The organism is Pectobacterium fontis (genome assembly GCF_000803215.1).
In the GTDB taxonomy this organism is placed as follows: domain Bacteria; phylum Pseudomonadota; class Gammaproteobacteria; order Enterobacterales; family Enterobacteriaceae; genus Pectobacterium; species Pectobacterium fontis.
Genome location: NZ_JSXC01000040.1, coordinates 55,050 through 74,933, shown reverse-complemented (window position 1 = coordinate 74,933; position 19,884 = coordinate 55,050). Strand labels below are relative to the sequence as shown.

The 19,884-nt window shown below is 51.9% G+C and carries 18 protein-coding genes and 1 tRNA gene; 8 read left to right on the top strand and 11 right to left on the bottom strand.

What is annotated here, in order from left to right; genetic code table 11:
* Nucleotides 1-133: 133 nt before the first annotated feature.
* The 7 genes from OI69_RS15195 to aspA form a co-directional block, all read right to left on the bottom strand.
* Nucleotides 134-1,318: a tyrosine-type recombinase/integrase gene (locus OI69_RS15195; protein ID WP_039352177.1), complete on the bottom strand. Its 1,185-nt coding sequence runs from the start codon at nt 1,316-1,318 to the stop codon at nt 134-136.
* Nucleotides 1,319-1,493: 175 nt separating this feature from the next.
* Nucleotides 1,494-1,569, bottom strand: a tRNA-Phe gene (locus OI69_RS15190).
* Between the two features lie 126 nt (nt 1,570-1,695).
* Nucleotides 1,696-2,271, bottom strand: a complete 576-nt coding sequence (locus OI69_RS15185; protein ID WP_039352174.1) for a transcriptional regulator — start codon at nt 2,269-2,271, stop codon at nt 1,696-1,698.
* Between the two features lie 42 nt (nt 2,272-2,313).
* Nucleotides 2,314-4,029 (bottom strand): protein-disulfide reductase DsbD, encoded by a 1,716-nt coding sequence (locus tag OI69_RS15180; RefSeq protein ID WP_039352171.1) that lies wholly within the window; start codon nt 4,027-4,029, stop codon nt 2,314-2,316.
* A complete protein-coding gene (gene cutA, locus OI69_RS15175; RefSeq protein WP_039352167.1) occupies nt 4,005-4,337 on the bottom strand; it encodes a divalent cation tolerance protein CutA in 333 nt (110 codons plus the stop codon). Before cutA ends, OI69_RS15180 begins: the two co-directional genes overlap by 25 nt.
* 129 nt (nt 4,338-4,466) lie before the next feature.
* Entirely contained in the window at nt 4,467-5,768 is a 1,302-nt protein-coding gene (locus OI69_RS15170; protein WP_039352163.1) for an anaerobic C4-dicarboxylate transporter, read from the bottom strand.
* A gap of 246 nt (nt 5,769-6,014) precedes the next feature.
* Entirely contained in the window at nt 6,015-7,454 is a 1,440-nt protein-coding gene (gene aspA, locus OI69_RS15165; protein WP_039352160.1) for an aspartate ammonia-lyase, read from the bottom strand.
* A gap of 498 nt (nt 7,455-7,952) precedes the next feature.
* Here aspA and OI69_RS15160 point away from each other — a divergent pair, with 498 nt between their 5' ends.
* From OI69_RS15160 to ubiA, 5 genes are all read left to right on the top strand, one after another.
* Nucleotides 7,953-8,429, top strand: coding sequence for an FxsA family protein (locus OI69_RS15160; RefSeq protein ID WP_039352157.1), 477 nt, complete (start codon nt 7,953-7,955; stop codon nt 8,427-8,429).
* A gap of 220 nt (nt 8,430-8,649) precedes the next feature.
* Nucleotides 8,650-8,943: a co-chaperone GroES gene (locus tag OI69_RS15155; protein ID WP_005971295.1), complete on the top strand. Its 294-nt coding sequence runs from the start codon at nt 8,650-8,652 to the stop codon at nt 8,941-8,943.
* Nucleotides 8,944-8,988: 45 nt separating this feature from the next.
* Nucleotides 8,989-10,635, top strand: a complete 1,647-nt coding sequence (groL, locus tag OI69_RS15150; RefSeq protein ID WP_012773217.1) for a chaperonin GroEL — start codon at nt 8,989-8,991, stop codon at nt 10,633-10,635.
* 294 nt (nt 10,636-10,929) lie between these two features.
* A complete protein-coding gene (ubiC, locus tag OI69_RS15145) occupies nt 10,930-11,463 on the top strand; it encodes a chorismate lyase (RefSeq protein ID WP_039352154.1) in 534 nt (177 codons plus the stop codon).
* Between the two features lie 12 nt (nt 11,464-11,475).
* Entirely contained in the window at nt 11,476-12,339 is an 864-nt protein-coding gene (gene ubiA, locus OI69_RS15140) for a 4-hydroxybenzoate octaprenyltransferase (RefSeq protein WP_039352151.1), read from the top strand.
* 109 nt (nt 12,340-12,448) lie between these two features.
* Here the strand turns inward: ubiA and plsB are convergent, their stop codons facing one another.
* Nucleotides 12,449-14,917: a glycerol-3-phosphate 1-O-acyltransferase PlsB gene (gene plsB / locus OI69_RS15135; RefSeq protein WP_039352148.1), complete on the bottom strand. Its 2,469-nt coding sequence runs from the start codon at nt 14,915-14,917 to the stop codon at nt 12,449-12,451.
* 252 nt (nt 14,918-15,169) lie between these two features.
* On the opposite strand from plsB, the gene OI69_RS15130 reads away from it, so the two are divergent.
* Together OI69_RS15130 and lexA are read left to right on the top strand one after the other, a co-directional pair.
* On the top strand, nt 15,170-15,535 hold the full coding sequence (locus OI69_RS15130; RefSeq protein ID WP_039352145.1) for a diacylglycerol kinase: 366 nt from the start codon (nt 15,170-15,172) through the stop codon (nt 15,533-15,535).
* A 110-nt stretch (nt 15,536-15,645) separates the two neighbouring features.
* Nucleotides 15,646-16,254, top strand: a complete 609-nt coding sequence (gene lexA, locus OI69_RS15125; RefSeq protein WP_039352142.1) for a transcriptional repressor LexA — start codon at nt 15,646-15,648, stop codon at nt 16,252-16,254.
* Between the two features lie 207 nt (nt 16,255-16,461).
* Here the strand turns inward: lexA and zur are convergent, their stop codons facing one another.
* Complete coding sequence (gene zur / locus OI69_RS15120; RefSeq protein ID WP_039352139.1) at nt 16,462-16,971, bottom strand: zinc uptake transcriptional repressor Zur; 510 nt, start codon at nt 16,969-16,971, stop codon at nt 16,462-16,464.
* A gap of 106 nt (nt 16,972-17,077) precedes the next feature.
* Nucleotides 17,078-17,776, bottom strand: coding sequence for a pirin family protein (locus OI69_RS15115; RefSeq protein WP_039352136.1), 699 nt, complete (start codon nt 17,774-17,776; stop codon nt 17,078-17,080).
* 113 nt (nt 17,777-17,889) lie between these two features.
* On the opposite strand from OI69_RS15115, the gene OI69_RS15110 reads away from it, so the two are divergent.
* Nucleotides 17,890-18,786 (top strand): LysR family transcriptional regulator, encoded by an 897-nt coding sequence (locus OI69_RS15110; protein ID WP_039352134.1) that lies wholly within the window; start codon nt 17,890-17,892, stop codon nt 18,784-18,786.
* Nucleotides 18,787-18,844: 58 nt separating this feature from the next.
* On the opposite strand, the gene OI69_RS15105 is transcribed toward OI69_RS15110, so the two are convergent.
* A complete protein-coding gene (locus tag OI69_RS15105) occupies nt 18,845-19,840 on the bottom strand; it encodes a glutathione S-transferase family protein (protein WP_039352131.1) in 996 nt (331 codons plus the stop codon).
* Nucleotides 19,841-19,884 lie beyond the last annotated feature (44 nt).

Here is a 19,884-nt window from a genome sequence, read left to right as displayed (position 1 = left end):
ATATGACTTGACCACTACAAATAAAAAATACTTGCTTCGCCGGGAACAAAAAATAATAAGGAAATAAATGTAAATTCAGATAATAAACATCTGGACGTAAAAACGTCCAGATGTTTATTTCAGTACTGTTGATTTAGTTAGCATGACTGGCAAGGCTGTCAATATAATCTGCATACCACTGCATCATTTCCCGACGGCCATCCAGATACTGCGCATGGTTATACGTTCCACGGATACTGTTTTTATCCATGTGAGCCAGTTGCATCTCGATCCATGCAGTATTAAAACCCTGCTCATGCAGAATGGTACTCATGGTGTGCCGAAAGCCGTGGCCGGTCGCTTTACCATCGTAGCCGATACGTTTGATGACCATGTTAATGCTGGCTTCACTCATTGGCTTGTTGGTATTGCAACGTCCGGGGAAGACCAGTTGATACTGGCCGGTGTAAGTCCGTAACTCCCGAATGATCGCCAGAGCTTGCCCTGACAAAGGCACCAGATGTTTACGGCGTTTCTTCATTCGGCTCTCGGGGATTGTCCACAACGCATTCTCCAGATCAAACTCTTGCCACTCTGCTGCGCGTAGTTCGATAGTACGTACCCCCGTCAGTAGCAGCAAACTGGTTGCCATACGCGTAATGCAACTGCCGTGGTAATCAGCCAGACGGGAAAGGAATGCGGGTAATTCAGATGCCTGAAGGTGAGGAAAGTGCTCCGTCTTTGGCGCAGTCAGAGTACCGGTTAATTCTGCGGCTGGGTTTATCGTTGCACGCCCGGTCGCGATGGCGTATCGGAAAATCTGATTGCAGTACTGCCTGACCTTACGGAGTTTCTCCAGTGAACCACGTTTTTCAATCAGACGTAAAACCTCCAGCATCTCAAGAGGAAGGATCTCTGCGACAGGACGTTTGCCCACATACGGGAAGATATCCTTATCCAACGCTTCCATAACGCTCTCAGCGTAGCTTTCCGACCACGAAATACACTTGTGCTTATGCCACTCCATAGCTAGCGCCCTGAAGGTATTAACGACGGATATCTTTTTGGCAAGTTTTTCGAGCTGTTTTTTCTCACTCGGGTCACCGCCATCAGCAATGACTTTCCTGGCTTCGTCGCGTTTTACCCGCGCATCAGCTAAAGAAATTTCAGGATAAACGCCGATAGATAACTTTTTCTCTTTACCGGCGATACGGTATTTCATACGCCAGTAACGTTTTCCAGTAGCTGTAACGAGAAGAAAAAGGCCACGTTCGTCAGAGAGTTTATAGTCTTTATCTTTAGGCTTTGCGGTCTCGACCTGCCGGGCTGTCAGTGCCATATGGGGGCCTCAAATTTCATTGAACACGAAGAGCCCCCCGATAAGCCCCCAGATGCAACTTGATTAAGGTAGAGTTGAGTTGAGGTTAGTGGAGTTCGGAATGTTCGAATATGACGTATGGCAGTGATTATACTTGAGTTTTGTGGAGTTTGGGAGATGTACGTAGAAGTGAAAGTGGTGCCCGGACTCGGAATCGAACCAAGGACACGAGGATTTTCAATCCTCTGCTCTACCGACTGAGCTATCCGGGCAACGGGGCGCATTAAACCGTATTGGCCGCGTGGCGTCAACGGGTTTATCAACGAAAGCGCTGAAAACCCTGCTGACTGCCGACTTTTCAGCCAAAATGCGGGCTTTACCGCATTTTGTGCCTGAAATCAGGTGAGTGCGCCGTTTTTGCGGCACAGCGCAAAGCGTAACACATCTTCTGCCAGCCGCTGGGCGGTAGCGATGCTGGCGGCCTGATGCTTGACCAGCAGGTTGCTCAGGCAGCCTTCCAGAATCAATTCCATCTGCTGCGCCACCATCTCGGGATCGTCGGTTTCCAACTCTTCTAACAAATCACGAGTGTACTGGTAAGACGCCAGTTTCTGCTGTTCCGCAATCTGGTGGATGGGGTGATTGATATCAGGGAAGAAGCTGCACGCCGCAATAAACAAGCAACCAGGATAACGCTGTTTGTTTACCGACTCATGCAGTACCTGATAACGTGCCAGCAGCTTCTGCTCGATGGTTTTGTCGTCGTCCAATAGCAGTTGACGCCGCCAGGTATCGACCTGTTGGCTATGGTGGCGCAGGCCGTCGTACAGCAGTGCCTCCCGATCCGGCCAGAATGGCGTCAGTTCTGCTACCGGAACCCCCAGTCTCTCTGCTAGCATATCCAGCGTCGTCATGGCAAAACCGTGCTGCTCCAGTAGCGTAAGCGCATGTTCAAGAACGTCTTCCCGTTGCATTCGGTCTCCTCCAGAAGCACAAAATCGAATAGACAGTGTCGTTTATGGGCTGAATTTCTGCAAATGTGCCTGAAATTGTGCAGCGTTCATAAAACCAGTGACGCGCGAGCCGGGGATCTCTTTCCCTTGCGCGTCAAAAAAGACGATGGTCGGCAGCCCTAAAACCTGTAATTTTTTCAGCAGCGCGTTTTGTTCCTCGCGATTGGCGGTGACATCTGCCTGTAGCAGCGTGATGCGCGATAAATGGCTTTGCACCTTCGGGTCGCTGAAAGTGTATTTCTCAAACTCTTTGCAGGCCACACACCAGTCTGCGTAAAGATCGAGCATAACAGGTTGATGATTGTTTGCCAGCGCGCTATTGAGGTCGGCAATATTGGCGACAGGGGCAAAGTTCAAGGCTGAGGTATGGGGTTGCGCCACGCTCGTTGGGAGGAATACCCAGTCTTGCAGCGGTTTAGCGCTGATCACTACGCCTGCCAGCAGTAGTAGCTGTACGCCGCGCATCCAGCCTTTACTGCTGCGCAGCGTCAGCATGAGCGCCCAGCCGAAGAAGGCGATGCCGAGCGCGCTCCACAGGCGCATTCCCCAGGTTTCCCCCAGAATGCGCTCCAGCAGGAAGACGGGCAGCGCCAGAATAATGAAGCCAAATGCTTCCTTGACGTACTGCATCCACGGGCCGCTGCGTGGCAGCAGCTTGTTGCCAAACAGCGTGACCAAAATGAGCGGCAAGCCCATGCCCAGCGCGTAGAGATAAAGCGTGCCACCGCCTGCCAGCATGTTGCCGCTTTGAGCGATATAAAGCAGGATGGCGCTGAGCGGCGCGGTGGTGCAGGGAGAACAAATCAACCCTGCCAGTGCGCCCATGAAGAACACGCCGGTGACGGAGCCGCCTTGCTGGCGATTGCTCCACTCTGTGAGCCGGGTCTGTACCGATGACGGAAGCTGGAGCGTATACAGGCCAAACATGGACAGCGCTAGCGCAGCAAACATGACTGACAGGCCAATCAGAATATACGGATGTTGGAGCGCCGCCTGAAAGCGTAATCCGGCGGCGGCGACAATCAACCCAAGCAGCGTGTAGGTCAGCGCCATGCCCTGAACATAGGTGATCGACAGCAGCAGCGTGCGGCGCAGCGTCAGTTGTTCTTTTCTACCCAGCACCAGACTGGCAATCAGCGGGTACATTGGCAGGACGCAAGGGGTAAAGGCGATACCGATACCAATTAACAACGCCCACCACGGCGAGAACGGCATCGGCGTGCTCTGAGCTGATAGCGTATTCGGTGCATCCGTGCCTGCGTTAGCCAGCACCTGACTGAGAGGCACGCTACGGGTTTCCGGCGGATAGCAGAAACCCGCATCGGCGCAGCCCTGATAGGTGACTTTGACCGTTGCGCTGCTTTCCGCCTGTTCGATGGGAACCGTCAGCGCCAATCGGTCACGAAAAATAAACACCTGGCCGAAGAACTCGTCGTGATGACTTTCGCCCTGTGGCAATTCCACTTTGCCAAGCGTAGCCCCGTTTCCTTCAATCTTGATTTGCGCGCGATACAGGTAGTAATCGGGATGGATGTCCCAGCGCAGATTGAGTTGGTTGCCCTGCTGCTGAAACTCAAAGGCGAAAGCGCCATCGACTGGCAGAAAGCGTGACGTCGTACTGCTGCCAAACAGCGTCTGACTAAAAGGAGAGGCCGCCACACTGGGTGTGCCGAAAGCCGTCCATAACAGGAAAATCAGCGTAAAGATGCGTTGAGCCATGTCAGATAATCGCTATCGCCCCCGGATACCGGCAGAACTAACAGCTCCGGTGTCTCGTAAGGGTGTTGTTGTTTCAGGTGAGTCAGCAGCGCTTGCTGATGTGAGGTATCGCTTTTTATCAGCATTTGTACTTCTGATTGCTGTTCGATCTTGCCTTCCCAGTAATAGAGCGAACGTGCGCCGGGCAGCAGGGTGACGCAGGCGGCAAGCCGGGTTTCCAGCAGCGAATGGGCAAGCTGTTGCGCACAGGCGTCGTCAGGCGCGGTACACAATATGATGACAGCATCGCAAAGCGGGCGGTCAGACATCCTCTCCTCCGTGTCAGATAAACAAAATCCCAGACAACCAGAGCCACACTATACCTTGCTTTATTTACGTGAGGAAATGCTGCGGATCGACGTGTCAGGTCGATCCGCAAGGTTTGGGGAAACCAATTTTTAGATCAGGATACTGCCGAGGATAAAGCCAAAGATTACCGACAGCGTAATCGCGATGACACCGGGGATCAGGAAGGAGTGGTTAAACACAAACTTGCCGATACGGGTCGAACCAGTGTCGTCCATCTCCACTGCCGCCAGCAAAGTAGGGTAGGTCGGTAGCACGAACAGCGCGGAAACGGCAGCAAAAGAGGCCACGGCGGTCACGGGTGAAACGCCCAGCAGCAGTGCAGCAGGCATCAGCGCTTTTGCCGTCGCGGCCTGAGAGTAAAGCAGCGTGGCGGCAAAGAACAGCACGACGGCTAGCATCCATGGATAGCTTTGCAGCAGGGTGCCAGCGGTGTCCTGAATATCGGAAATGTGTGCCTTAACAAAGGTATCCCCCAGCCAGGCCACGCCCATCACGCAGATACAGGCGCTCATACCAGACTTAAACGTGCTGGCGGAGAGGATGCGCGCGGTGTCGATTTTGCAGGTGAGGCAAATCAGTGTGGCGATGGTCAGCATAAAGACCACAATCGCTTCGTTGCGTGGCAGAACGGGATTCTGAATCAGCCCAACCGTACTGCTGATTGCGGTGGCATACAGCACGACAGCGACGATACCGATCAGAAACAGCATTACGGACAACTTGGCTCCCGGTTGGATCTCATGCTGGCTATTCCCACGCAGCGTGGTTTCGCCTTTTTTCAGACGTTCCTGATAAATCGGATCGTCTTTCAGCTCTTTACCCAGGAAGTTGGTCACAATTGCCGTTAACAGGATCGCCGCCAGCGTGGTAGGAATACAGATACCTAACAGCAACAGATAGCTGACACCATGCGGCTCAAGAATACCGGCAACAAACACCACTGCCGCCGAGATCGGCGACGCGGTAATGGCGATTTGCGAGGCGACAACGGCGATAGAGAGCGGGCGAGAAGGACGAATGCCCTGCTCTTTGGCGACTTCAGCAATCACTGGCAGGGTGGAGAAGGCGGTGTGCCCGGTTCCAGCCAGAATCGTCATAAAGTAAGTCACCAGCGGCGCGAGAAAGGTGACGTATTTCGGGTGTTTACGCAGCAGTTTCTCCGCCAGACTAACCAGATAATCCATTCCGCCCGCCACCTGCATCGCGGCGATGGCGGCGATAACGGCCATGATAATTTCAATGACATCAAAAGGGATTACGCCGGGCTTGATCTGAAACCCCAGCGTGAGAACAAGCACTCCCAGACCACCGGCAAAACCAATGCCGATACCTCCCAGTCGAGCCCCCAAATAGATGGCGAGCAGAACGATGAGTAACTCAAGACCAAGCATGACTATGCTCCTTAATTAATAAAAAATTCAATCTACTCGTCATACTTCAAGCTGCTTGTGCGTTGGCTTCCCTTACTCACCCCAGTCACTTACTTGTGTAAGCTCCTGGGGATTCGTGCGGTTGCCGCCTTCACGCAACTCGAATTATTTAGAGTACATAACTTATTCTTATGGCTATAGGCGGCAAAAAATACAGGCGCGCGGTTCTTCGTGAACGGACGTGCCTGTTGGAATTAGATGGCGATATTAGGGAAGCTCGTTTTCATCGGTGTAGCGTTTAGCTTTGTACGCCGGATGCATCAGGTTCTGGATGGAAAAAATGTCATCCAGTTCGGCTTCGGTCAGCAGACCACGCTCCAGTACGACGTCACGCACACTTTTCCCCGTTTCTGCACAAATTCTGCCGACGATATCGCCGTTGTGGTGGCCGATAAACGGGTTCAGGTACGTCACAATACCGATAGAATTGAAGACATAGGCTTCGCACACGTCCTTATTGGCGGTGATACCGTTAACGCATTTCTCCAGCAGGTTGTAGCAGGCGTTGGTCAGAATGTGGGTCGATTCAAACATCGCCTGACCGATGACGGGTTCCATCACGTTTAACTGCAATTGCCCGGCCTCCGACGCCATCGTGACGCAGGTGTCGTTACCGATGACCTTAAAGCACACCTGATTGACCACTTCCGGCACCACTGGGTTAACCTTGGCGGGCATGATCGAAGAACCCGCCTGTAGCTCCGGCAGGTTGATTTCATTCAGGCCCGCACGGGGGCCGGAAGAGAGCAGACGCAGGTCATTACAGATTTTCGACAATTTCACCGCCAGACGCTTCAGCGAGCTGTGTACCATCACATAGGCACCGCAGTCTGAGGTTGCTTCGATCAGGTCTTCGGCTGGCACGCACGGCAGGCCGCTGACTTCCGCCAGACGCTGCACCGCCAGTTGCTGATAGCCGTCCGGGGTGTTCAGGCGTGTGCCAATCGCCGTCGCGCCCAGATTGACCTCAAGCAGCAGTTCCGCCGTGCGCAGCAGGTTTTTAATTTCTTCCTGCAATAGCACATTAAATGCATGAAATTCCTGGCCAAGTGTCATCGGCACGGCGTCCTGCAACTGGGTTCGCCCCATCTTCAGAATGTCTTCAAACTCTTTGGCTTTATGCTCGAAGCCGCCGCTCAGTTTTGCTATCGCCGCCGTCAGTTTTAGTATGGCCGCGTAAACGGCGATACGAAATCCGGTGGGATAAGCATCATTGGTGGACTGACACTTATTCAGATGATCGTTGGGGTTCAAATACTGGTATTCGCCTTTCTGGTGCCCCATGAGTTCCAGACCAATATTGGCTAATACTTCGTTGGTATTCATATTGACCGACGTCCCAGCGCCCCCTTGATAGACATCAACCGGGAACTGATCCATACATTTACCGTGATTCAACACTTCATCGCAGGCGCGAATGATGACGTCGGCGATTTTTTTCGGGATCGTTTGCAGTTCTTTGTTCGCTAGCGCGGCGGCTTTTTTCACCATGACCATGCCGCGCACAAACTCGGGAATATCGCTGATTTTATTGTTACTGATAGAGAAATTTTCAACGGCGCGCAGCGTATGCACGCCATAATACGCGTCTGCGGGAACTTCTCGGGTGCCTAACAGGTCTTCTTCAATACGGATATTTTCTGACATGAGAGTGCCTATCCTGTTGTACGACGCGTGATGTAACGCGTCGTTGTGGACTGGAATGCCGCCCGGAACCAATTGTTTCGAAAGGAAATTATTGCTAAAGGCAACGGTTTCGAAAAACAATGTGCTCGGATAAACCGTCTTGTCTTGGCAATCGCCTTGGTATGTTTAACCAAGCAAGTATCCATTACCGTGAGGATATGTCGCGACGATAACGAAAAACAGGTGTTTAGATCACTATACTGACGTTCTTTACGATTACGATAAATGAACTGTGATTGTAGTCACGCGTCACTATTTTAGACTAACGCTCCTGTAATGGAGGCTTGAAAATGTGCGGAGGCGCACCCATTTGAGTAAATCACGATGTGCCGGATCGCAGAGCAGGGGCGTATGTCACCTACTTCGTTGAGAGTAAGGCGCGCTGAATTTTTAATAGCGATGGCGTAATACGTTTTTATTAACTTAACGACAGTTCGCGTAAAAACACAGGAGAACCGGGTGCGCTGGTTACCGTTATTATTTATTTTCATTTTAGTTTACATAGAGATATCGCTGTTTATTCAAGTGGCTGAGGTACTGGGCGTTGCGATGACCTTACTACTGGTGATCTTCACGTCCTGCCTAGGTGTCTCGCTGGTGCGCAATCAGGGGATGAAAACGCTGGTGCAAATGCAGCAGAAAATGGCGACTGGTGAAAGCCCGGCGGCTGAAATGGTCAAAAGCGTTTCATTGGCGCTGGCTGGCTTTTTGCTCCTGATTCCCGGTTTCCTGACTGATTTTCTGGGGTTGTTGCTATTGCTGCCACCAGTGCAGAAAAGCCTGACGCTTAAACTGATGCCTCACCTGAATATCTGGCGTTCTGGCACTGGCTCCGGCGCGTCGTCTTCTGGCGGTAGCACCTTTGAGGGTGAATACCAGCGTAAGGATGATGGACGTGGAAATATTGAACACAGAGACGATCGGGATGACCGCTAACCTCAAGCCAGTCTGAAAAGCAGCTAAGGATTATCATACTGATAATCCTTATTTTTTACTTGCTGCTAACGACAAGTTGCCGCTTAACGCAAAAAAAATGAATTTTTTCCCTTGAAGGGCGGTGAAACGCCCCCACTTAGAACACCACAAGGCCGATTATGCAAAACATAGTCGGCGTTTATCCTAAACCGATATGGACTTTCTCAAAGGAGAGCTATCAATGAATATTCGTCCATTGCATGACCGCGTGATCGTCAAGCGTAAAGAAGTCGAGTCAAAATCTGCTGGCGGTATCGTACTGACTGGTTCTGCCGCGGGTAAATCTACCCGTGGTGAAGTTCTGGCTGTGGGTCATGGACGCATCCTGGAGAATGGCGAAGTGAAGCCGCTGGATGTGAAAGTTGGCGACATCGTTATTTTCAACGATGGCTATGGCGTGAAAGCAGAGAAGATCGATAACGAAGAAGTGTTGATCATGTCTGAAAGCGACATTCTGGCAATTGTTGAAGCGTAATTGCGCGTAATCATCTGAACTGAACGAATTTAAGGGAAGTACATCATGGCAGCTAAAGACGTAAAATTCGGTAATGACGCGCGCGTAAAAATGCTGCGCGGCGTAAATGTACTGGCTGATGCAGTGAAGGTTACCCTGGGCCCTAAAGGCCGTAACGTAGTTTTGGATAAATCCTTCGGTGCACCGACCATTACTAAAGACGGCGTATCTGTTGCGCGTGAAATCGAACTGGAAGATAAGTTTGAGAACATGGGCGCGCAGATGGTGAAAGAAGTGGCCTCTAAAGCGAATGACGCAGCAGGCGACGGCACCACAACCGCAACCGTATTGGCGCAGGCTATCATCACTGAAGGCCTGAAAGCGGTTGCTGCGGGTATGAACCCGATGGATCTGAAACGCGGTATCGATAAAGCCGTTATCGCCGCAGTTGAAGAGCTGAAAGCACTGTCTGTACCGTGCTCCGACTCTAAAGCCATTGCTCAGGTTGGTACTATCTCCGCTAACTCCGACGAAACCGTGGGCAAAATGATTGCCGAAGCGATGGACAAAGTCGGTAAAGAAGGCGTTATCACCGTTGAAGAAGGTACGGGTCTGCAAGACGAGCTGGACGTGGTTGAAGGTATGCAGTTCGACCGTGGCTACCTGTCTCCGTACTTCATCAACAAGCCAGAAACCGGTGCGGTAGAGCTGGAAAGCCCGTTCATCCTGCTGGCTGACAAAAAAATCTCCAACATCCGCGAAATGCTGCCCGTTCTGGAAGCGGTAGCGAAAGCGGGCAAACCGCTGGTTATCGTTGCTGAAGACGTTGAAGGCGAAGCATTGGCAACGCTGGTGGTTAACACCATGCGCGGTATCGTGAAAGTGGCGGCGGTGAAAGCACCGGGCTTCGGCGACCGTCGTAAAGCAATGCTGCAAGATATCGCGACGCTGACTGGCGGTACGGTTATCTCTGAAGAGATCGGTCTGGAGCTGGAAAAAGCGACGCTGGAAGATCTGGGTCAGGCAAAACGCGTGGTGATCAACAAAGACACTACCACCATCATTGATGGTACAGGTGAAGAAGCGGCGATTCAGGGCCGTGTTGCTCAGATTCGTCAGCAGGTTGAAGAAGCGACGTCTGATTACGACCGCGAAAAACTGCAAGAGCGTGTGGCTAAACTGGCTGGCGGCGTAGCCGTGATCAAAGTGGGCGCAGCAACTGAAGTTGAAATGAAAGAGAAGAAAGCCCGCGTTGAAGATGCCCTGGCTGCGACTCGCGCTGCGGTAGAAGAAGGCGTGGTTGCGGGTGGTGGCGTGGCGCTGGTTCGCGTTGCGGCTAAACTGGCTTCTCTGACTGCTCAAAACGAAGACCAAAACGTGGGTATCAAAGTTGCGCTGCGCGCGATGGAAGCTCCACTGCGTCAGATCGTTTCCAACGCCGGTGAAGAGCCATCTGTCGTGGCAAATACCGTTAAAGCGGGCGAAGGTAACTACGGTTACAACGCAGCAACGGAAGAATACGGCAACATGATCGACTTCGGTATCTTGGATCCGACCAAAGTCACCCGTTCTGCGCTGCAATACGCGGCTTCCGTTGCGGGCCTGATGATCACGACCGAATGTATGGTAACTGACCTGCCGAAAAGCGATGCGCCTGACTTAGGTGCTGCTGGTGGTATGGGCGGCATGGGTGGGATGGGCGGCATGATGTAATGTGGCGCTCCTGTCGCCGGAAGCGGTTTTCCGGCGATAGGGAGTCAGGTTACAGAAGCGCGTCTTTCTGTCCTTCAAAGAGCACTATCCGGTTGTATACCGGGTAGTGCTTTTTTTATGCACCTCATTGCTAATATGTTGCCACTTCGTGGATGAATAGGGTTATAGCGTGTTATCGGGGCAGCATTCTGCGCTACAATGGGCGTGATTTTATTTACGCATGCTGTATTGATTTACGCATGTTGTATTGGCGAATACCCGTTTACCACATACAACCCTGTCTGGAGTAGGGAAATGTCTGACGATGCGTCAACGCTTCTGCGCACCATATCCTGGTTTACTGACCCCCCTTCGGTATTGCCTGAACACATTGGTGACTGGCTGATGGAAGCAGGCTCGATGACGCAGCGGCTTGAAAAATATTGTGCCCAACTGAAGGTCACACTGTGTCGTGAGGGGTTCATTACGGCACAGGCACTGGGCGAAGAGTGTGAACAGTTGCCATATAGTGAGCGTTACTGGCTACGTGAAGTCGTGTTGTATGGTGACGAACGCCCCTGGCTTTTTGGCCGCACTCTTGTTCCCCAACAAACGCTCGATGGCACCGATTCAGTCCTAACAAAAATAGGGACTCAGCCGTTAGGCCGTTATCTATTTGAGCAAAAATCGCTGACGCGTGACTACATTCATACCGGATGTTGTGAGGGCCTATGGGCGCGACGTTCCCGCTTGTGTCTTTCGGGTCATCCGCTATTGTTGACTGAGCTTTTCTTACCCGAATCACCGGTGTATTTCACACCCGGTGATGAAGGTTGGCAGGTAATTTGAGGAGATAAATCCTTGGAAAGAAGTGTGACAGCAGGGAAATGGCTGGCTTATTGTCGCTTGATGCGGATTGATAAACCGGTAGGTTCTCTGTTACTGCTGTGGCCAACGCTTTGGGCGCTGTGGCTGGCGGGAGAGGGAGCGCCTGCACCGTGGACGTTGTTTGTGTTTGTTGCTGGCGTTTTCCTGATGCGTGCGGCGGGTTGCGTCATCAATGATTATGCCGATCGCCATTTTGACGGGCATGTAAAACGCACGGCTTCCCGCCCGCTGCCTAGCGGCGAGGTGAGTGAGACATCTGCCAAAATTCTGTTTGTCGTGTTGGTCTTGCTGGCGTTTGGCCTGGTGCTGACGCTGAACAAAATGACGATCTGGCTGTCCGTTGCAGGGCTGGTTCTGGCATGGGTTTATCCATTTATGAAGCGGGTAAGCCATCTTCCTCAGTTTGTTCTGGGTGCGGCGTTTGGCTGGTCGATTCCCATGGCTTATGCTGCCACGAGTGAAAGCTTGCCTGTCACCTGCTGGATGATGTTTCTGGCATATATTTGCTGGACGGTGGCTTACGATACGCAATATGCGATGGTGGATCGTGATGATGATCTGAAGATCGGTGTGAAATCTACGGCAATCTTATTTGGTCGTTTTGATAATGTTATCATTGGGATATTGCAGTTTAGTATGCTGGTGTTGCTGTTGGTTTTGGGAAATATCACCGGGCTGGGAATGCCGTACTATATTTCGCTATTGATCGCTGCCGGGATGTTTGTCTATCAGCAAGTATTGACAGCCGGACGTGAGCGAGAGGCCTGTTTTAAGGCGTTCCACAATAATAAATACGCAGGTTTGGCGATATTTATTGGCGTGCTGTTCGGCCTGTGAGCTGAATATCAGATATAAAAAAGCAGCGATTTCTCGCTGCTTTTTTTATGGATTGAATGTGATCGTGAGTCACTGGATTGATGGCGGCGTATCTCCCCGCCTTTTCCCGCTACTCCTGCGTCGTTTCTTCCACTGGTTGATTCTCTGCTTCCATGTCAGCGGATGAGCTGGCGCTTTCGATCGTCAACCTCACTTCCGGGGTGATCAGATCGCCGAGAATGTTGTAGATTGCCACGATATCGCCTTGCGCCGCTTCCGCACTGTCGGTGATATACCCTTCTGTCCGTAAGGTGGCGACCAGCGTGGAGAACACGGCTTTATCAAAGAACTCTGGGGCATTGATGCCGTGCAAGACGGACAGACGCTGCGCCATGTTCCGGCTTTCTTTTTCTAGCGTACCACGGTTGATTTCTGGGTTCGCACACAGTAACGACAGCGTAATTGCATAGCGTTGCAGCGTTTCACGTACGCCTGCCGATAGCAGTTGCAGCGTACGGATGCGTAGCGGATTGATAGCCAATTCACCATCACGACAACACAGTAGTTGTTGTCGAATCAGTTCGTTCGCTAGCGTTTCCAGCACGTCCGGCAATTGTTCTTTGGCGTAGTGTAGGAACAGTTCGGATTGCAGCAGCGGGTAGACCAGCGTGATTTGCCGCACAACTTCAGCAAGCGTAATCCGACGATGATGGATGACGATGCTGGCGAGCAGTGACGGTAAAACCAGCAGGTGCTGGATGTTATTGCGATAGTACGTCATCAGAACGGCCTGCTCACGCGGCAGAATGATGATATCGCCAATGCTATCCTTCTCGACTTCAAATTTGTTCATGCCCAGCGCGTGTTCCAGCAGTTCATTCGCTGTCTTTTTAGGCACCGTGATATCTTTGTGGTAAGGAGCCTGACGCAGCAGTTGCAGATAGCAATCCAACTGTTCTTGCATTTGTTCACGCGTCAGTGAGCGCTGGCGCGATGCCAACAAGGCCGTGGAGCACAGATTCATCGCGTTGGCTGCCGCAGAATTATTGATGCGCACCATGATATCCATAGCGATATCTTGCACCGTCGGCGTTAACCAGCTTGGGCGCTGTGCTTCGATAGGGTCAATCGCCTCACGCCATTGCGGAACGTGTTGGTTCAGATAGGTTGTCAGCGGGAGTGGTTCACCGAAATTCACATAACCCTGGCCTAAATTACGCAGCTTACGCAAGCCGCGCACCATCTGCATAAAGCCTTCTTTCTCCTTCACCGCACCGCGTAGCTCTTTCGCATAGGTGCCGACTTCCATCACATGCTCGTAGCCGACATAAATCGGAACCAGCGTGATAGGGCGTGTACCGCCTCTGAGCATCGCCTGAATGGTCATGGCCAGCGTACCGGTTTTGGGATCCAACAGTCGCCCTGTACGTGAACGTCCACCTTCCATGAAATATTCAACCGAATAGCCACGAGCAAACAGCTCGCCCAGATATTCGCGGAAAATCGTGGAATAGAGTTTGTTGCCTTTGAAGGTACGGCGAATAAAGAACGCGCCAAGACGGCGGAAGATCGGTCCCGCTGGCCAGAAATTAAGGTTAATGCCCGCGGCGATGTGCGGCGGGACTAACCCTTGATGATACAGGACATAGGACAGCAACAGATAATCCATATGACTACGGTGGCAGGGCACATAGACGATGCCGTGACCATCCTGTGCCAACTGGCGCACGCGTTCGGCGTTATGGACGTTGATCCCCTGATAAAGGCGGTTCCACGTCCAGCTTAATACGCGATCGGACAGACGTACGGCCTCATAGGAGAAGTCGGCGGCGATTTCTTCCATCAGCACAATCGCGTTTTGCTGCGCTTTCTCATGAGAAATCTTCTTACTACGCGCCTCGTCGTCTACGGCTTTCTTGATCGCTTTGGAATCCAGCAGCTTATTAAATAGCTCCTGACGCACTGGCAAGCGCGGTCCAACTGCCGCCAGGCGTTGGCGGGAGAAATGCATACGCGCGACACGCGCCAGTTTGTGGGCTATGGTTGTGTCAGTGCCATGTTCGGTTGCCATATAGCGCAACGATACCGGGCTGGAGAAGCGAACAAAGCTGTCGCGGCCTAGCCACAGGACGGCGAAGAACTTTTGAATGCCATTGAGCAATCGCAGGTGCGGTGTGGCCTGAGCGTGTTTTTCCCGACCCGGAGAACGCCCAAACATCACGGAAACCGGCACCATCTGCACGTCTAAATCGGGATTAGCGCGATGCAAATCCAGATAGTCGTGGAACAGCTTGACGGATTTCTGCTTGGGAACGTAATAGCGGAAGACGCGTGGCCCGTCATGAATAAAGACATGGCTGGGGAGTTCGACGCCATTAAATTCGAACGATTGCGAGGGGTCGGGTAAGCCCAACGCCAGGCATTTCGCCCGTAACGTCAAGAGATCTGCCTGAGAATTATAAGGCAGAACATAGAGTATAGGACGTGAGGGATCTAACCCCAACTCGACCACCGGATCTGCGGGAATAACTTTGCTTTTCACCAGCAATTTCAGCGGGAGATTCAATAATTTATAGTAAATTTTACGCCAACCTGACATAACAACTTGGAGCCTCTTGTTAGCAACGCGCGGCAAGGATACCAGAAACTGCGCCGGAGATCTGTGGTGATGAGACAACACGGGCGCGTTAAAATGCGAACTATTTTGCATATACTCGTCATACTTCAAGTTGCATGTGCGTTGGCAGCGTTCACTCACCCGAATCACTTACTCAAGTAAGCTCATCGGGATTCCCTCTCTTGCCGCCTGCCTGAAACTCGAATTATTTAGAGTATGAATCGTGGAGAATAAATGAATAAAGCAACGGGGATAACCCGGATTATTAAGGCGACTGGTTATTCTTTGAAGGGGCTGAGGCAGGCGTGGCGACATGAGGCGGCGTTTCGTCAGGAAACGATACTCGCGATGGTCGGCGTGGTTATCGCTTGTTTACTGCCGGTAACGCTGGTTGAAAAACTGCTTCTCATCGGGGCTGTGGTATTGATTATGCTATTTGAGCTGGCTAACAGCGCCATTGAAGCGGTCGTCGATCGCATTGGCCCCGAGCATCATGAATTATCCGGCCGGGCGAAAGATATCGGGTCGGCGGCGGTCTTTGTGGCCATTTTGTTAGCCGCTGTCGTATGGGGCAGCATCCTCTGGCAACATTTTGCCTGACGGTACGCAAAAATGAGTAAAAGTCAGGGACTTTGCCTATATCCCGATTCCCAATTGTGCCGTACCTGTATATACTCACAGCAAGACTGTATAAACAACCAGGGGGCGGAATGAAAGTATTAACAGCAAGGCAGCAGCAGGTTTATGACCTGATCCGCGATCATATTACGCAGACCGGAATGCCGCCAACGCGCGCGGAAATTGCTCAACAGCTAGGGTTTCGTTCTCCCAATGCCGCCGAAGAACATCTGAAAGCGCTGGCGCGTAAAGGCGTGATTGAAATTGTATCAGGTGCTTCTCGCGGTATTCGTCTACTGATGGAAGAAGAATCGGGTATTCCTCTGGTTGGTCGCGTGGCCGCAGGTGAGCCTCTGCTGGCACAGGAACATATCGAATGTCACTATCAGGTTGACCCTGCGATGTTCAAACCCAGCGCGGATTTTTTGCTGCGTGTTAGCGGCATGTCGATGAAAAACATCGGTATTATGGATGGTGATTTACTCGCCGTACATAAAACGGAAGATGTGCGCAATGGGCAGATTGTCGTCGCGCGTATTGAAGATGAAGTTACGGTGAAGCGCTTGAAAAAACAGGGCAATACGGTGCATCTTCTTGCTGAGAATGAAGAGTTTGCCCCTATCGTTGTCGACCTGCGTCAGCAAAGCTTTTCGATAGAAGGTTTGGCGGTTGGTGTCATTCGTAACAGCGACTGGAGCTAACGGTTAACAGAGATGTACTGTCCGTCTTTGCCGGGCCAGTGCATCACGTTGTGTGTTAATGGCCAAATATCTTAATGAGTTAGTACGCTCATCGTTTAGTGTGTGAATCTGGTCGACGTATATTGCGTTGCACCTCATCCGCGCTTTCTACGTTCGCTGGTAGCGAATGTAATGCTGCTGCACTGATGAGGAACGATAGCCTTCAGGCTATCGCTTCTTAATGGGAACGGTATGGTCGTGACCGCAATGATCTGGCTGTTTGCATGACGCCACTTCCTGACAGCCGCCACACAACCCGTGTGCTTCCACGACGCTGTGACGCAGCGTAAATCCCGACTGTTGTGCCAGGCTGCGCAACGTTTCTTCCACCCCTTCGGTTTGACGTTCTGTGACTTGCCCGCAGCGGTCGCAGATGAAAAGGGCTGACGTATGGCTGTGGTCTTCGATGTGGTGACACAGCACATAGCTGTTGTTTGATTCGACTCGATGAATAAAGCCTTGTTCCAGCAAGAAATCCAGCGCCCGATAAACGGTCGGCGGTTTGGCCTGAGGCTCGGAGAGTCGCAGCAGGTCCAGCAGGTCATAAGCGCTGATAGCACCGGACTGCTGTGCCATAAGGCGTAACACCTCTAACCGCTGTGGCGTTAAACGCACAGCGCGTTGCTGACAAATCTGTTCAGCCTGGGCAAGAAGTTTGTCCTGTTTGGTTGAATCCATTGTCATATCACCCTGACGCATTGAGGAACAAGATGGATAGCTTACCACGGCTGAGTAAAAACGCCGAGTCAGTGGCGTTTTCCTGCGAAGACAACGGATAGAAGAACTATATGACCAGATCGATAAGCAGCGCCCGCAAAGGAGATTCTGCCTGTAGCGTCAACGCTGTCTCTTCCTTAATAAAGGCACCGTCGCCGCAGTGTAATCTTTCACTGTTCTGGCTGCCTTTGACCGCCATTGAACCGTGGATCAGTTGGAGGTATGCCTGATTTCCCTGTAATGCGATTGTGCGCTGCTCATTTTGCTGGAGATCGACATGATGGATCCACACCTGCTGACGTAATTGCAAGCTACTGTGTTCGCCTTCCGGCGAGGCAAGCAGTGTGTGGTTTGATGCATCCAGTGCCATGCGCTGCAACGGGCTGTTCTCTCGGGTCTGGCAGGCATTCAGCCATAATTGCAGACGTGTGAGTGGCTGACTGGCGTTGGTATTATGTTCGCTATAGCTAATGTTTGGTTGAGTTGCGAGCAGCAGAACATCCCCGGTTTTGGCCTGAATGTGGCAACCGTTGCTGTCGCGGTATTCTGCTTCACCCTGAAGAATAATGTTCAGAATATCTACCCGTGGGTAGGTTCGCGGCTGGAATGAGGCACCCGGTGCCAATACTTCCTGATTGAGCACGCGCAGAGAAGCATAGCCCAGCAACTGTGGGTCAAAATAGTGACCAAAAGAGAAGGTATAGCGAGCCTGTAACCAGCCATAGTCGGCCTGACCGCATTGCTCCGCTGCTCTTCGTGTGATCATAATTTTTATCCCCCCAGATAATTATTTATTAAACGGATAGTAATTGTGTGGACGTTGGATTGTTAGCTAGTTAATCTGGTGGGTATGTTCAAAATTCCTGAATGAGTACAAAGATGGCGAAAGAACGAGCATTGACGCTGGAAGCCTTGAGGGTGATGGATGCGATCGATCGTCGTGGCAGCTTTGCTGCGGCAGCAGATGAGCTGGGTAGAGTGCCTTCGGCACTGAGCTATACCATGCAGAAACTGGAAGAAGAGTTAGATGTGGTGTTGTTCGATCGTTCCGGTCATCGTACTAAATTCACGAATGTCGGACGCATGCTGCTAGAACGCGGGCGTATTCTACTGGAGGCTGCGGATAAACTCACCACGGATGCTGAAGCGTTAGCACGCGGCTGGGAAACGCACCTGACGATTGTGACGGAAGCGTTGATTCCGACTCAGCGGCTTTTTCCATTAATCGATAAACTGGCGCTCAAAGCCAATACACAGGTGTCGATTCTGACCGAAGTGCTTGCGGGGGCGTGGGAGCGTCTTGAACAAGGGCGTGCTGATATCGTGATTGCGCCAGATATGCATTTTCGCGCCTCGTCCGAAATGAATACCCGCAAGCTGTACACAATGAATAATGTTTATGTCGCCAGCCCAGAGCACCCCATTCACCAGGAGCCTGAGCCGCTGTCAGATGCGACACGGGTAAAATATCGTGGGATTGCGGTGGCGGATACCGCGCGTGAACGTCCGGTGCTGACTGTGCAACTGCTGGACAAGCAGCAGCGTCTGACGGTGAGTTCGCTGGATGATAAGCGGCGTGCGCTGTTGGCTGGGTTAGGTGTCGCGACGATGCCTTATCCCATGGTGGCGCAAGACATTGCCGAAGGGCGTTTATTGGTGATTGGGCCAGAGCATCAGATGGAAAGCCAGATTATTATGGCGTGGCGGCGAGACAGTATGGGCGAGGCAAAATCCTGGTTCCTGCGTGAAATTCCAAAACTGCTGAACCAACCGTAAGTTCCACACTTTTCTGCGGCAAGGTGTGGAACCACACCTTGCCTACCTACTTCATGACTCAGTATAAACTGACAAACGGCTTATCACGCTGATGAGGCTGGTTCAGGTCTTGCTCTGGGCCTAGCGAAATCACGCCGTGCGGATTAATCGTGCCGTGGCTACGGTAGTAGTGGTGACGAATATGTGCGATATCGACAGTATCGGCGATACCGGGCATCTGATAAATCTCACGCAGAAAACCGAACAGATTCGGATAGTCGCTCAGACGATATTTATCGCATTTAAAATGGGTGTGGTAGACAGGGTCGAAACGGATCAGCGTCGTCCACAGCCGCAGGTCAGCTTCTGTTAATTGCTCACCGCTCAGATAGCGCTGTTTTGCCAGAATGGTTTCCAGGTCGGATAATGCGGCAAATACGGCTGTGGCCGCTTCATCATAGGCCGACTGGCTTGTGGCGAAACCGGCTTTGTAAACACCGTTGTTAACCTTGTCGTAAATCCAGCCGTTCAGTTCGTCAATCTGCGCGCGCAGCGCTGTCGGATAATAGTCACCCGCTGTTGCGCCCACGTCATCAAATGCGCTGTTCAACATACGGATAATATCGGCGGATTCGTTGCTGACGATGGTGTGCTGCTCGGTGTCCCACAGGACGGGGACGGTCACACGCCCGCTGTAGTCTGGTTTGGCATGCAGGTAGAGCTGATAGAGAAATTCATGTTGATAGAGTGAATCCCCCGTGGCGCCCTCAAAATCGGTCCCAAACGTCCAGCCGTGATTGAGCATGAGCGGGTGAACCACCGACACCGCGATGTGATCTTCTAACCCTTTCAATTGTCGCATCAGCAGCGTGCGATGTGCCCACGGACAGGCGAGGGAGACATAGAGATGATAACGACCAGACTGAGCGGGAAAGCCGCCTTTTCCCGTTAGACCAGGCGCGCCATCGGGCGTTACCCAGTTGCGGAATACCGATTCTGAACGTTTAAAGTGACCGCCGGTAGATTTGGTTTCATACCAGGTATCGTGCCATACGCCGTCAACCAGTTGTCCCATAAATCCTCCCGTTCGTGAGTAATAATAAAACAACGGCAAGCCTT

Excerpts from the sequence above, each read along its gene's own strand:
- plsB (WP_039352148.1), bottom strand. The coding sequence starts at position 14,917 with ATGTCAGGTTGGCGTAAAATTTACTATAAATTATTGAATCTCCCGCTG.
- OI69_RS15195 (WP_039352177.1), bottom strand. The coding sequence starts at position 1,318 with ATGGCACTGACAGCCCGGCAGGTCGAGACCGCAAAGCCTAAAGATAAA.
- OI69_RS15105 (WP_039352131.1), bottom strand. The coding sequence starts at position 19,840 with ATGGGACAACTGGTTGACGGCGTATGGCACGATACCTGGTATGAAACC.
- OI69_RS15110 (WP_039352134.1), top strand. The coding sequence starts at position 17,890 with ATGGCGAAAGAACGAGCATTGACGCTGGAAGCCTTGAGGGTGATGGAT.
- zur (WP_039352139.1), bottom strand. The coding sequence starts at position 16,971 with ATGGATTCAACCAAACAGGACAAACTTCTTGCCCAGGCTGAACAGATT.
- OI69_RS15155 (WP_005971295.1), top strand. The coding sequence starts at position 8,650 with ATGAATATTCGTCCATTGCATGACCGCGTGATCGTCAAGCGTAAAGAA.
- aspA (WP_039352160.1), bottom strand. The coding sequence starts at position 7,454 with ATGTCAGAAAATATCCGTATTGAAGAAGACCTGTTAGGCACCCGAGAA.
- OI69_RS15115 (WP_039352136.1), bottom strand. The coding sequence starts at position 17,776 with ATGATCACACGAAGAGCAGCGGAGCAATGCGGTCAGGCCGACTATGGC.
- lexA (WP_039352142.1), top strand. The coding sequence starts at position 15,646 with ATGAAAGTATTAACAGCAAGGCAGCAGCAGGTTTATGACCTGATCCGC.
- OI69_RS15185 (WP_039352174.1), bottom strand. The coding sequence starts at position 2,271 with ATGCAACGGGAAGACGTTCTTGAACATGCGCTTACGCTACTGGAGCAG.
- ubiC (WP_039352154.1), top strand. The coding sequence starts at position 10,930 with ATGTCTGACGATGCGTCAACGCTTCTGCGCACCATATCCTGGTTTACT.
- OI69_RS15180 (WP_039352171.1), bottom strand. The coding sequence starts at position 4,029 with ATGGCTCAACGCATCTTTACGCTGATTTTCCTGTTATGGACGGCTTTC.
- OI69_RS15130 (WP_039352145.1), top strand. The coding sequence starts at position 15,170 with ATGAATAAAGCAACGGGGATAACCCGGATTATTAAGGCGACTGGTTAT.
- groL (WP_012773217.1), top strand. The coding sequence starts at position 8,989 with ATGGCAGCTAAAGACGTAAAATTCGGTAATGACGCGCGCGTAAAAATG.
- OI69_RS15170 (WP_039352163.1), bottom strand. The coding sequence starts at position 5,768 with ATGCTTGGTCTTGAGTTACTCATCGTTCTGCTCGCCATCTATTTGGGG.
- cutA (WP_039352167.1), bottom strand. The coding sequence starts at position 4,337 with ATGTCTGACCGCCCGCTTTGCGATGCTGTCATCATATTGTGTACCGCG.